This window comes from Acinetobacter sp. SW-226, from assembly GCF_055632855.1.
This window is the reverse complement of sequence record NZ_JBVNBD010000007.1, coordinates 1-11,240: the sequence shown is the minus strand read 5'-3', so window position 1 is coordinate 11,240 and position 11,240 is coordinate 1. Positions and strand designations below refer to the sequence as shown.

The 11,240-nt window shown below is 35.9% G+C and carries 12 protein-coding genes and 1 pseudogene; 5 read left to right on the top strand and 8 right to left on the bottom strand.

Going from position 1 to position 11,240, the window contains the following annotated elements:
* A pseudogene (locus ACZ8ZH_RS20110) lies at nucleotides 1–271 on the bottom strand (hypothetical protein); the annotation flags it as partial.
* A 312-nt stretch (nucleotides 272–583) separates the two neighbouring features.
* On the opposite strand from ACZ8ZH_RS20110, the gene ACZ8ZH_RS20105 reads away from it, so the two are divergent.
* On the top strand, nucleotides 584–1,285 hold the full coding sequence (locus ACZ8ZH_RS20105; RefSeq protein WP_176538624.1) for a hypothetical protein: 702 nt from the start codon (nucleotides 584–586) through the stop codon (nucleotides 1,283–1,285).
* Nucleotides 1,286–1,526: 241 nt separating this feature from the next.
* On the opposite strand, the gene vapC is transcribed toward ACZ8ZH_RS20105, so the two are convergent.
* Nucleotides 1,527–1,922 (bottom strand): type II toxin-antitoxin system tRNA(fMet)-specific endonuclease VapC, encoded by a 396-nt coding sequence (vapC, locus tag ACZ8ZH_RS20100; RefSeq protein WP_012268403.1) that lies wholly within the window; start codon nucleotides 1,920–1,922, stop codon nucleotides 1,527–1,529.
* Nucleotides 1,919–2,149, bottom strand: a complete 231-nt coding sequence (locus ACZ8ZH_RS20095; protein ID WP_106440603.1) for an antitoxin — start codon at nucleotides 2,147–2,149, stop codon at nucleotides 1,919–1,921. The genes vapC and ACZ8ZH_RS20095 overlap by 4 nt, the downstream gene beginning before the upstream one ends.
* Nucleotides 2,150–2,751: 602 nt before the next feature.
* On the opposite strand from ACZ8ZH_RS20095, the gene ACZ8ZH_RS20090 reads away from it, so the two are divergent.
* Nucleotides 2,752–3,666 (top strand): STM4504/CBY_0614 family protein, encoded by a 915-nt coding sequence (locus ACZ8ZH_RS20090; protein ID WP_176538623.1) that lies wholly within the window; start codon nucleotides 2,752–2,754, stop codon nucleotides 3,664–3,666.
* A 277-nt stretch (nucleotides 3,667–3,943) separates the two neighbouring features.
* Here the strand turns inward: ACZ8ZH_RS20090 and ACZ8ZH_RS20085 are convergent, their stop codons facing one another.
* The 3 genes from ACZ8ZH_RS20085 to ACZ8ZH_RS20075 all read right to left on the bottom strand — a co-directional run bounded on the left by ACZ8ZH_RS20085 (nucleotide 3,944) and on the right by ACZ8ZH_RS20075 (nucleotide 5,469).
* Complete coding sequence (locus ACZ8ZH_RS20085) at nucleotides 3,944–4,735, bottom strand: Abi family protein (protein ID WP_218015318.1); 792 nt, start codon at nucleotides 4,733–4,735, stop codon at nucleotides 3,944–3,946.
* Between the two features lie 181 nt (nucleotides 4,736–4,916).
* Nucleotides 4,917–5,186: a type II toxin-antitoxin system RelE/ParE family toxin gene (locus ACZ8ZH_RS20080; RefSeq protein ID WP_176538633.1), complete on the bottom strand. Its 270-nt coding sequence runs from the start codon at nucleotides 5,184–5,186 to the stop codon at nucleotides 4,917–4,919.
* The gene (locus tag ACZ8ZH_RS20075; protein ID WP_176538632.1) at nucleotides 5,176–5,469 is read right to left on the bottom strand and encodes a CopG family ribbon-helix-helix protein; all 294 of its coding nucleotides are present in this window, start codon (nucleotides 5,467–5,469) and stop codon (nucleotides 5,176–5,178) included. Before ACZ8ZH_RS20075 ends, ACZ8ZH_RS20080 begins: the two co-directional genes overlap by 11 nt.
* Before the next feature lie 112 nt (nucleotides 5,470–5,581).
* On the opposite strand from ACZ8ZH_RS20075, the gene ACZ8ZH_RS20070 reads away from it, so the two are divergent.
* Nucleotides 5,582–6,100: a hypothetical protein gene (locus ACZ8ZH_RS20070; RefSeq protein WP_176538631.1), complete on the top strand. Its 519-nt coding sequence runs from the start codon at nucleotides 5,582–5,584 to the stop codon at nucleotides 6,098–6,100.
* An 11-nt stretch (nucleotides 6,101–6,111) separates the two neighbouring features.
* Here the strand turns inward: ACZ8ZH_RS20070 and ACZ8ZH_RS20065 are convergent, their stop codons facing one another.
* Entirely contained in the window at nucleotides 6,112–7,098 is a 987-nt protein-coding gene (locus ACZ8ZH_RS20065) for a hypothetical protein (protein ID WP_176538630.1), read from the bottom strand.
* Nucleotides 7,099–9,304: 2,206 nt separating this feature from the next.
* Here ACZ8ZH_RS20065 and repM point away from each other — a divergent pair.
* Nucleotides 9,305–10,201, top strand: a complete 897-nt coding sequence (gene repM, locus ACZ8ZH_RS20060; RefSeq protein ID WP_176538629.1) for a replication initiation protein RepM — start codon at nucleotides 9,305–9,307, stop codon at nucleotides 10,199–10,201.
* A 76-nt stretch (nucleotides 10,202–10,277) separates the two neighbouring features.
* On the top strand, nucleotides 10,278–10,835 hold the full coding sequence (locus tag ACZ8ZH_RS20055) for a plasmid replication DNA-binding protein (protein ID WP_176538628.1): 558 nt from the start codon (nucleotides 10,278–10,280) through the stop codon (nucleotides 10,833–10,835).
* A gap of 3 nt (nucleotides 10,836–10,838) precedes the next feature.
* Here the strand turns inward: ACZ8ZH_RS20055 and ACZ8ZH_RS20050 are convergent, their stop codons facing one another.
* Nucleotides 10,839–11,174 (bottom strand): helix-turn-helix domain-containing protein, encoded by a 336-nt coding sequence (locus ACZ8ZH_RS20050; RefSeq protein WP_176538627.1) that lies wholly within the window; start codon nucleotides 11,172–11,174, stop codon nucleotides 10,839–10,841.
* Nucleotides 11,175–11,240: the final 66 nt, after the last annotated feature.

Genomic DNA, 11,240 nt, shown 5'->3' with positions numbered 1-11,240 from the left:
TGACTAAAGAAACTTTTCCTAAAAAACTAGAACTTTCCAGTAATTCCCAATTTTTAACTAATTGACTTCCATACAAATTGCAAATCGATTCAATATTAAATACTGCAAACGACATTGCTGGAATAATCCATCTAAATTTATGTCCTATATCTTCTTCTTTTGCCATTTTGGCCTGATTTAGCATAATTGCTGCTAAATAGTTATGATTTGTTTCAAATAACTCTATTTTCACTTTATAGTGAGTATCTTCATTTTCTGCTATTTGGCTCATAAAAACTCCTAAGTTGCCATAAAAAAGTAACCATGTGTAAGTCTGTTTTAATTTCATATATAAACAAGCTAAGCCTAATTTTCTAAAAGAATTTTTCGCACGTTTATTTTTAATACTCAACTTATTTATATAAAATCAATTTATCATCATCAGTTTTTTATTAAAAAAATCAAAACTCCTGAAGGCTTCACTTTATCTAAAATCACGGAATTTAGTTACTTTAGTAAAATGAATATTGTGATTTAATTCTTGAACTACCTCAGCAATTTACTATATCATCAAGATTTTATTAATCACATGTTATCTAACATAATGAAAAAAATTTCTTCTACATTAATTTTATTATTAACAACTATAGCTAGTACTTCTGGTTTTGCTGATAACACTAATTTGGTGGATCAAACAAAAAAAAATGTAAAAGATCTGCTTAAAGATCCCGAATCTGCACAATTTCGTAATATCAAAGTTGTTATCAATACAGAAGGAAGGAAAAGTGTATGTGGGCAGGTTAATGCTAAAAACTCTTATGGTGGTTATACTGGGTTTCAAAGTTTCTATGCAAAAAGTAATGATAAAATTGTATATCTGAATGATGATGTAAATTACCAACTAGCAGGGTGTGAAGGAAAGACTAACGAGCTTAAAGCTAAAGAATTACAGAAAGAAAAGTTACTGAAAGAAAAAGAAGAATATGTAAATAAAAGAGTAAATAACATTTGTCATCTTCAAAACCAGTTTATCGACGATGTTATTTATAATAGAAAAAAAATAGATATTGCCTATAATAGGGCTAAGCAGTGGTTTAATCTTGACTCAAGTCTATTAAAAAATTTTGAAAATGAAGAATATTCCTCATCACAACTTAAAGATGATTACCTAGAAGCACTTAACAAACTTCAAGCTGATCCAATAAAAGTTAAAATATTAAGAGGAAATGATTATACAGCTCGGGCTAAGATTATGTTAGATATTAAAAATTCTTGTATAGAAAAATATACATTATTTTTTAATTAACGCTTTATTAAGTTGCCATAAAAAAGTAACTATGTGTATGTCTGTTTTAATTTCATCTATAAATAAGCTAAGCCTAATTTTCTAAAAGAATTTTTCGCATGTTTATTTGAATACTCAACTTATAGTCCAAGTTGATACGACTCAGCTTGTATAAAATTAAATTAGTTTCATAGTTAAAATGGCCATTTAACATAAAATCTCTTATGCAAATTCTAGCCCTGCATAGGGCTAGATATAGCGATTAGACCCAATTCTCTAGCTTCAGACCATCAATCCGTTCAAATTCTTTTGTATTGTTCGTTACTAATACAACATCCAATGCCAAAGCATGAGCAGCGATCAGCATATCTAAGCTGCCAATCGGTTTACCTGTGGATTGAAGATCTTGGCGTAATTTGGCGTAATGCCAAATTGCTTGTTCATCGTAAGGAAGAATCTCTAAAGGTGACAAAAACTTGTTTAACGCCTGTTTATTGCGTTCAGATCCAGACTTCTCTACACCGAAAGCCAGCTCAGATGCCGTGATACTCGAAATCGCAAGCTGGCCGAGTTGATATTGCTTAAAGCGCTCAAAAACGTGTTGAGGCTTATTGTTGATGACATAGATACAAATATTTGTGTCTAAGAGGTAAATCATCTGAACTCCTCACGGAACTGTTCGCCTTGATCAGCTCGCTCCAATTGGAATCCAACCTCAAACTCATTTATGGCTTCTAACATGACATCCCAAGGATTGTCGATGGGCATGAGTAATACACCACGCCCAAAGCTTTTGATGGCCACTTCCGTGCCATTAAAGCGAAAGGCTTTAGGCAAGCGAACAGCCTGACTGCGACCAGTTTGAAATACTTTCGCAATTTCCATAATTACCTCCCGAAACCAAGATGTATATCATTGATATATACCATAGCATTAAATCTTGTAGAGTCAAAGTGAAATTAAAATCATAAGGCAATAAAAAAGCCCGACATCCTGTCGGGCTTTTTCATATCGGGTTGCTCGTCTTGCTGATTTCGTGCTGCCCATTCCTTGCGCTACTTTTTTTATTCTTGTTTTTCTGGAAACATCCTATTCCCTATATAGTCATCATAGGATTAATGCCTTGAATTACCAATCCGCAAAATCCTTAAATCTGTGTAAGTTTTAGCTTACAAAGTTGGCCTATTTTATCCCAAGAGTTGTCCGCAGAAATTGGGGATTATTTCTGAATTGTGACCCTTGAGAAATCAGGAAAAAACGCAAAAAAGAATGTTTTTAATCAATCTTATTGGCTAAAAGTTACAGCTTTGCTTAATAAAAAACCGATTTATTTATAAATCGGTTTTTTAGGTTGGTTAATTTTTCAACTATATGAAAAACAATGATATTTTAAAGTGTGTTTCGTATAAGTACCATTATGTTAATTTTAAAAATTCTAACAAAATGCTATTACAATATGAGCTATTACATAAATCGAGATATATAAATTGAGCGCAATTGAACTGTTTTCAAAAAGACAAAAAAAATTACGGGGAGAAGTAACCGACGTTTATCAATATAACGAAATTTCAAATAAGCTACGTGTACAAGTCATTCAAATAATAGAAGATTCTTTTGGCGACAAACATGAGCCATCAGTTCAAGAACTTTATAAGGAAATCCATAAAATATTCTGCAAAGAATATGGACAATTTTCTCTTGGAAATAAATATGATAGTGATAGTGATGCACTTTTCAATTTTTTCTTAAACGAAAAAAATTATGAACATTGCCTAGATATTATTGAAATATGTTTTCAGGCTATACACATTATTATTAGGGATTCTCCAGATGACTATTGCTCTTCACAAGAACCAGATAGTGCAATTGATGAATTAAATATAAGATTTAAAGAAGCTGGTGTTGGGTATCAGTTTGAACAAGGTGAGCTAATTAAAGTTGATTCACAATTTATTCATTCTGAAGTAGTCAAACCAGCCTTACAACTTCTTGGAAAAGATAAAGACTATCAAGGTTCATCTGCTGAATTTCTAGCTGCTCACGAACATTATAGACATCAACGATATAAGGAATGCCTCAATGAATGTCTAAAAGCATTTGAAAGTGTCATGAAAGCTATCCATAAGAAGCATTCTTGGAACTTTAATAAAAATGATAACTCTAAAAAGCTTATTAATAATTGCCTAACTAATCATTTAATTCCTCAATACCTTCAAACCCAATTTTGCTCAATAAGTACATTACTCGAAACTGGAGCAGCTACCATTCGAAATAAAGAAGGTGGACATGGGCAAGGTACTGAAGTAAAAGAAGTTCCAGAATATTTAGCTAGTTATGCACTTCACTTAACAGCATCTAATTTATTGTTTTTAATTAAATGTGAAGAAAACTATATTAAATAATAGATGGAGAATCTTAACTATAGGTTTAATCGCTACATCAGGACGTGAGATCCGACAAGTGTTATACCTAAACACCCAATACGAAAAGCCCAACAGGATGTCGGGCTTTTTTATAAACTGTAAACTAAACTTTACTTTAGCATCTATTCATATATACTAGATATGTAGCCTTTCAGAACCTGCATGTTTTTTCATGCAAGCTTAATTCCCAAGCGCGTATTAAGTGGTGTCTGTCAGCATAGATTTTAGAGCCACTCTTATGAGTGGCTCTTCCTTTTTAAAGACCAAAATCCTGTATTGTTTGATGCTGAATTAATTTTTGCAAATTTTTATAAGATTTTGTTTTTATATAAAAACTATAAGTATCCGTACACAACCAACCCAGAAATCTAACCGTTGCGGCAATTTCTTGATTCAGATTAGAAAATATTTGTGTTGGAGAAGATGGTTCTGCAATTACTCTATTACCAATTTTCCTTTCTTTGAATTTCCATACAGGTTCTAAATGCGCCACTCTGTTCCTCAGTAAGCCAATTTCACGTAAGCGATCCATTACAACTTTACGCTTTTCTCTATTTCTAATATCACCGTAATGCACAAATATCTTTGGATTAATTTTATCCCATTCTATTACTTCCCCATTTTTACAATGAGAAATTTGAAAAATATGTCGCCAAGCACCAAAATCAATATTCGATATCACATTCTGAGGTGTTTTTCTCATTCTTTTTTGACTTAACTTTCTTTTCGCAGATGCTACAACTTTTCCTGTTTCACCTAGAACCATTTTTGTTGGATCATCTTTATCTGGTACGTTGAAATCAAAAAATTCATACCATTTGTAGTTATCTGAAAGAGTATCATTATTTAATTCAGAAATATTTAAGCTTAAAGCTGTATGTATTCTATTACGTAAACAGATTTCAATATTATGAAGTAATACATATATTTCTGCTGAGATAGCCTGATTCCAATAGTAATACTTAAGCGCATCATTATCGAAATTACAGTTAAAGCTTGTTTTATATGTATTTAATCTAGGGGAACTGATAGCATCTACTAAAGACATAGTAAGTTTTTAATAAAAAATTTCCTTATATTACAATAATTTTAAAGGTATAAACTTCATCAACTAAACTTATGTTTACCTGAAATTCAGTTGTAAGTCCCAAATAAAAAGACCCTCTTTTAGAATATATATATTTGCTATTTTATTAGCAGACAGTTTGATATTTTGATGTCTATGTCAGTTACCCCCACTGCTGCGATGTATGCAAAACTCTTAAAATACGAACCGTGTCTTTAACGTCATACACCACAACATAGTGCGGATGAAGCACTAACTCTCGTGTGCCTTTCTCTCGACCGCTTCGCCCCATCAACACATGATCAACAAGTAAATCAGTTTTTTCTTCAATTAAATCATCAATTTCAATAGCTGCTATAGGGTTATGCTCATCAAGATAATCATAGATATTTCTACGATCCTGACGAGCTGTTTCCGTCCATTCAATCTTCATTCTTTGCAGCCAGTTTTGCCAATGTTGCAGCACGTCTAGCAGCAAACTCTGCCTTTACTTCCTCATGTGGAATTAACTTACCAGCATTGGCTTCATCTAAGCCGATCTGGACCTGCTTCTTAAACCACTCATCATAAGATGCAGCTTCTTGTTGCTTCTTCACAAAATCACGCATGAAGTCACGCAGTAATTGCGCTCCGCTACGGTCCATATCCTTCGCAAAACTCGAAAATTCTTTCTTCAAAGATTCCTCTACGCGGAATGTGAAAGTCGCTTCTGTCATGGCTTTAACTCCAATGTGTTACATTTGAATGCGATTATAACACAATAGAAAACATGACATGCCAAAACAACCGCTAGAATCAGCCTAACGACAGCTCGGACCCTGATCCCTCATGATGAAAATTAAAAATATGGACTCGTCTAAGCTGTCCTATATGTACTTCTTTCCCGTGGTGTTTTTCCCATTTCTGAATATTTACCAATTTCGAAACAATCCAGACCTTAAATCATGGCTATTCAGTAATTTATTAATCGGCTTCACGGTCATTCTGATCCCACTTTTCCTTGCTTTAAGCATGCTCATCACTAAGTTTTTATACCGAGATCACAACAAAAAACCGGAATACAACGCCATGGGGCTAGGACTGTTATGCCTAATTTTCCTCATGGGCAGCAACTACTACCAATTCCAGAAATTTACCGCAGGCACGGACCTCAGTATTGACCTTTATCGCATGGCGTTAATGCTGAGTTTCCTCATCGCGTGCTTTGTTTCAAGCCTGTACTTCACCCTGAAATATAAGCAATATTCAAAAAAATACACAGTGGATTTAAACACAAAAACCCAAAGGTTTATGGCGAGTGCAGCACTGCCTTTGATCTTAACCATCTGTGCTTTATTTACGATCTAAGGGTAAGTGCCTCAAACAAGATACTCGTTAAGAAGATCATTGTAGGTATCTGGATGAACAGCATCCTTATTCAAAACCACATCTGCAAACTCATGTACTCTCCGCATCAAAATATACTGAGTGAAATGATCCGCATAGTTTTGCATTCGGGGAAGGTAATTGAGTTCAAGCGCAACGTAATAGTCGGCTTTCCTAAAATCATGTTTGGTTTTTTTATAATGATAACTTACCGCCTCCACGAATAACTTCCCGATCTGATGGCGATTGCCCTTGAAGACCGAATAACGCTTGAGATCATCATAGAAGTCTTTCAGCGCATTCATCCCAACACTCTTATCCTTGTTAGAAATCAGGGTATTCATGATTCCAACATATTTCTTCTTAAGCAATTGAACGGTTGGCTCATCGTATCGCCATGTCCATGTGTAATTTTTGGCACTTTTTTCAGTCGCTGCATAGGTTTTTGACTTTTTACTGGAGTGAGATAAACGCACCAGTTCCACAAATTTTCCTTGCCCAAATGCCAGTTTTAAAAATGGCTTTTGCAGTACAAATTTGAATTTCTCATGATCTTGAAAATACGCCTGAATTAAAGCAACCTGCGCTCGTTCTTCTTCACGATTCCACGTTGTTTCAACTTCCGAGACACGCTGCTTCGCAATTTTCTTTAACTCTCCATCTTCTTTAAGCGCATTGTATTCATGACTTTTCGGAGTAGTCACAAGCAACCAGAAATCCCAAGTGTCCAGATCAAATCGCTTTTGCACAATCAAATCTGCAATAGGTTCATTTTTGCTGTTTAAACGATAAGTTCTTTGTCGGGGACTTAAATCCAAAGCATATTTTTGAGTTAATTTTTGAATAATATTCTGAATCTTATCTGCCAATAGCATCTCATCACTTTCAACAGAAAAGTGACTATAAAAATACGCACCATTCGATACCTTATCTACAATTTTTTGGGCGGTATATCTGCTATTCGGGCTGTAATGAATCATTTTATTGTCACCAAGCAATATTTATAAAATTGTCATTAAACAATATTCTAAAAACTTCATTGTCATCAAGCAATATTTATTTTCAATGAAAGCCTTATTTTATAAGGCTTGTAGTGGCAAAGCCACGTTTACCAATGCCTTCGGCATTGGTCGGACTTAATTGACACAATTTGTCATTGTGCAATTAAGTGGTTCCTAGGTGACGGAATTTACGCCTCTTTTTGTTTGGTTTATAGTCGGGATATTCATTGACTGAAAGCAGTCTGACCAACTGCCTGACCATTTCGTTTTTACGATTTTGAGCAGGCGACAGCCTGCTTAAAGCCATGTTTTTTTAGATAGCGCACGGTCGCGGATTAGCCATCCCCGACTGACCGATTGAGCGTACTACTCCCGAAGGGGCGTTCGGTACGATCTGATGGGCGCTAGCGAGTTGTAATACTCGTTTTCGATCCAATCCGTGCAAACGGGGTTGGGCGACAAGGACACGGGAGCCTATAAACTGACTGTTTTTCAGTCGGGGAAGTGGTCGTTAGGTTAGATATAGCCTAGCTAGATGCTTGCATCGAAACCCTGTTTTAACGATTACCGTGAGAATCCGACAGGACGTTAAGATTCGTTAATAACGGCAATGTGTTGCGGCAAATGCACTTGTAGAAATACAAGGGGTGCGCAGCTCATTGGCACAACTGATGGCGTTTGAGGTAACAGCAATGTTACAGGCTAGCTGAGGAGAAATCTGGAAGCAGCGGCACCTTTGAGTAAGATTACATCAAGCAAGAAGGGTCAACGGATAGCTTAAACAGTATACATGGGGAAGCATAAACCCCAGACACGTGTAGATTAAGAGCCATACGCTCAGATTTTGTCTTTAGATCATATCCTCGTGATTCCAAGGAACCGCGGTGAGGGGAAACCGGAAGTATCGATAGACAAAAGGGCATTGGCGTTCTAATCGCTAAGATCGTTAGAAATAACTTGGGAATCTCCATGCTGTTAGACATTGAGTTGTTACGGCAAGGCATGGAGAGGGAGAGACGATGATTAGGGCGTATAAGCCGTTTACGGTGAAATCGTGGCAGGTTGTTGACTGCTAAAACACAAGGCGAACTCTAGTTGCATTGGCAGTGCGATTAGGTAAAGGGAGTCTTAAAATCTGCATCCTTGATGTAGATGTGTTTCCGAAAGTTTGAGTCGGTTTTATGTTGTTATCTAAAAAAGCGAAAACATAGCTAAAAATGGTTTGGTCGCCATTGTGTTCTGATCGATCGGGATTGGTCTCCCGATCTAAATCAGGACTAAGCAAATTTCAATGAAAAAACATGATGTGATATTTCAACAGTCCTGTTAATCACCAATCTGTTTGATAGTTTTCTTGCTAACTCAGGGAATATTTGCAATTTAGAAAAATTGATGTGAGCAGGCATACTGTGAGTTTTTTCCATTTTTTATATAAAAAACGACGTATTGTGAGGATGACATGAGTATTTGCCTACTCATCTCTATTCGATAAACAACGTGAACTCTACGATAGTGAGATATAGCTCCCTCGGTTACGGCAAAGTAGCGAAACGAGGTGAGTGTCTATTTCGCTCTGATTTGCGATTTAAGCCATTTCATAACAAAAACCATCATTTCATCACGTAGCTTTGTAATCGGGCTAAAAAACGCCATTTTAAGCCGCTAAAAGGCATTTATAGAGCGAGTGTCTACGAGCGAACCACCAAAATTCGCACCTAGACTCCCTGAAAAACAGCTTTTTAGGCTTCACAGCCTAAATAAGCGTAAATCACATGTAGAAAATTGAGCCTAGATCGAGCGTAGCGAGCAAAAAAACTTTATGAGCGAAGCGAATTCCGAGTTGCTTTTGATCTTGCTTTTGCTTTTTCTCAAATTCACGGGAATATTGACCAAAAAATTGCCCCGACGAATCGAGCGAAAGCGAGATTCAATAGAGTTTGAGCGTAGCGAAAACCAAGGGCAATTTTTCAAATGCCTTTTTAATTATTTTTAAATCTTTTAAATCTTTTAAGGTAGCTGAATACCTTATATAGCAAGGGTTTTAAAGATTAACTATGAGGGATTGACTACCAACTATGAGGGATTGACTACTTAACTATGAGGGATTGACTACTTAACTATGAGGGATTGACTACCAACTATGAGAATATTATAGTTCTCATAATTTATTTAAAAAGTATAACTAATGAGCTTATCTAAAAAAGAGTTAATCGTTAAATCAAATCAAGTAATTGAAGCTTCATACCAGTTAAGCTCAACAGAACAACGTATAGTTTTAGCAGCTATCAGTAAAATTAGTAGGGATGCTGAAATTACAGATGATGAAATTTATCGAGTTACCGTTGATGATTTAAAAAATTTAGGTGTACATGAAAAAACAGCTTATCGAGATCTAAAAGATGGTGTTAACCGTTTATACGAGAGGTCGATAAACCTAGCTATTGACGATGAATCAATAAAAATGCGATGGGTTCAATCTATACGATTTCTAGAAAGTAAAAGTGTTGTTGGTCTAAGATTCTCTAAAGAAATTTTACCGTTCATTTCTAATTTAAGTCGTGAATTTACTAAATATTCCTTATCCGATATAGCTGGTATGAGTAGTGCGTACGCTATACGTATTTACGAGCTATTAAGCCAATATCGATCCATAGGAAAACGTGAGATCTCTGTCGAGAATTTACGAACCATGCTAGAACTCGGCAAAAGATACCCTCTGTTCGCTGATTTAAAAAGATGGGTCATTGACACGGCTGTAGACCAAATCAATGAATACAGCCCTTTAAACGTAAAGTATGAGCAGAAGAAAACTGGTCGTAAAGTCACTCATATTCAGTTTTCATTTAAAGAAAAATCCAAAAGCATTAACCATCACAGTGAGCCAGAGAAGTTTTATAAATTAACAGATGCTCAAATCAATATGTTTGGCAATCAACTTTCTCGTCTACATGAACTCTCTCATTTAGCCACTCAAGGAGAAAGTTATGATGCTCTGGCTGCAAAAATCAAAGAAATGCTGAGAGATCCAATACAGCAAAAGCAATTTACTCCTCATCTTAGAAATTTAGGTTTCAAAGGATAAAGCTTGAGTGTGTATGTAGCGGTTGACAATTTCTTGATGTATCTTGGTTCACATAATAGACAACCCAAATGACAACATGAAATCACTATCTGTTATTGAGCTTTCAAGTCTCTATGGAATGACTCGTCAAGCAGTCTATAAACAAATAAATAAAGGCAATTTAAGCAAGAATAGTGATGGTAAAATTGATTTTTCTGAAGCCATTCGTGTCTTTGGTGAACCATCTAAACATGTGAACAGTTCACAGACAACCGAAACACGAAAGTTGTCAGAAGTTCACTTACTTGAACAGCAGGTTCACATGCTTCAAAAACAGCTTGAACAAGCTCATGAGCGTGAGAAGTTTCAACGAGATGAATTAAAAGCTAAGAATGATCAGTTACACGTTAAGGATGAACAAATTGAGGCAATGCAGCGTCTACTAGAAGCCCCAAAAACCAATATGACTACGTTTACCGATCAGAAACCTAACCAAGATATAGCAACGGATCTTCGATCCGAAACTAAACCGAAACATGATGGATTGACTACTCCAGAGCCAACAGAGAATAAGCGCATTCCTGTGCCAGAAGTTATGGACGTAGAACCTGAGAAAAGAGGCTTCTGGAGCCGGTTTTTCCTGCCCAATGGCTAATACTTAGAAATCATCGCTCAGTTGATCCATTTTCCGTACACGCTTAGGCTGTTTTTGTAATTCTAGTGCTTTGCCTACTTGATCCTGATTTGGATCAGCAAGATCGTACACCGAGTCCTCAAGCCCTAAGATCATTAACACGGTCACCAGATTCTTAAAATTAATACTGCTATCACCTTTTTCTAACCGGCTGATGGTGCGCTCATCAACATGACTCCGGTTTGCCAGTTCTTTTATCGTGATATTCCTGCGGATTCGAGCGGTTTTAATATTTTGACCGACTTGTTGGAGTAATTCTTCAACCCCAAACATCACGAAATGATCGGAGGATTTTTTCATGAAAAGCTCAAAAACATGACATTAAATGCAGTTTAAATTACCTTAAACCACATTTAATGTCTTTTT

What these genes read in the sequence shown, in the direction of transcription:
- ACZ8ZH_RS20105 (WP_176538624.1), top strand. Translation starts at nt 584, where the DNA reads ATGAAAAAAATTTCTTCTACATTAATTTTATTATTAACAACTATAGCT.
- vapC (WP_012268403.1), bottom strand. Translation starts at nt 1,922, where the DNA reads ATGATTTACCTCTTAGACACAAATATTTGTATCTATGTCATCAACAAT.
- ACZ8ZH_RS20095 (WP_106440603.1), bottom strand. Translation starts at nt 2,149, where the DNA reads ATGGAAATTGCGAAAGTATTTCAAACTGGTCGCAGTCAGGCTGTTCGC.
- ACZ8ZH_RS20085 (WP_218015318.1), bottom strand. Translation starts at nt 4,735, where the DNA reads ATGTCTTTAGTAGATGCTATCAGTTCCCCTAGATTAAATACATATAAA.
- ACZ8ZH_RS20080 (WP_176538633.1), bottom strand. Translation starts at nt 5,186, where the DNA reads ATGAAGATTGAATGGACGGAAACAGCTCGTCAGGATCGTAGAAATATC.
- ACZ8ZH_RS20075 (WP_176538632.1), bottom strand. Translation starts at nt 5,469, where the DNA reads ATGACAGAAGCGACTTTCACATTCCGCGTAGAGGAATCTTTGAAGAAA.
- ACZ8ZH_RS20070 (WP_176538631.1), top strand. Translation starts at nt 5,582, where the DNA reads ATGATGAAAATTAAAAATATGGACTCGTCTAAGCTGTCCTATATGTAC.
- ACZ8ZH_RS20065 (WP_176538630.1), bottom strand. Translation starts at nt 7,098, where the DNA reads ATGATTCATTACAGCCCGAATAGCAGATATACCGCCCAAAAAATTGTA.
- repM (WP_176538629.1), top strand. Translation starts at nt 9,305, where the DNA reads ATGAGCTTATCTAAAAAAGAGTTAATCGTTAAATCAAATCAAGTAATT.
- ACZ8ZH_RS20055 (WP_176538628.1), top strand. Translation starts at nt 10,278, where the DNA reads ATGAAATCACTATCTGTTATTGAGCTTTCAAGTCTCTATGGAATGACT.
- ACZ8ZH_RS20050 (WP_176538627.1), bottom strand. Translation starts at nt 11,174, where the DNA reads ATGAAAAAATCCTCCGATCATTTCGTGATGTTTGGGGTTGAAGAATTA.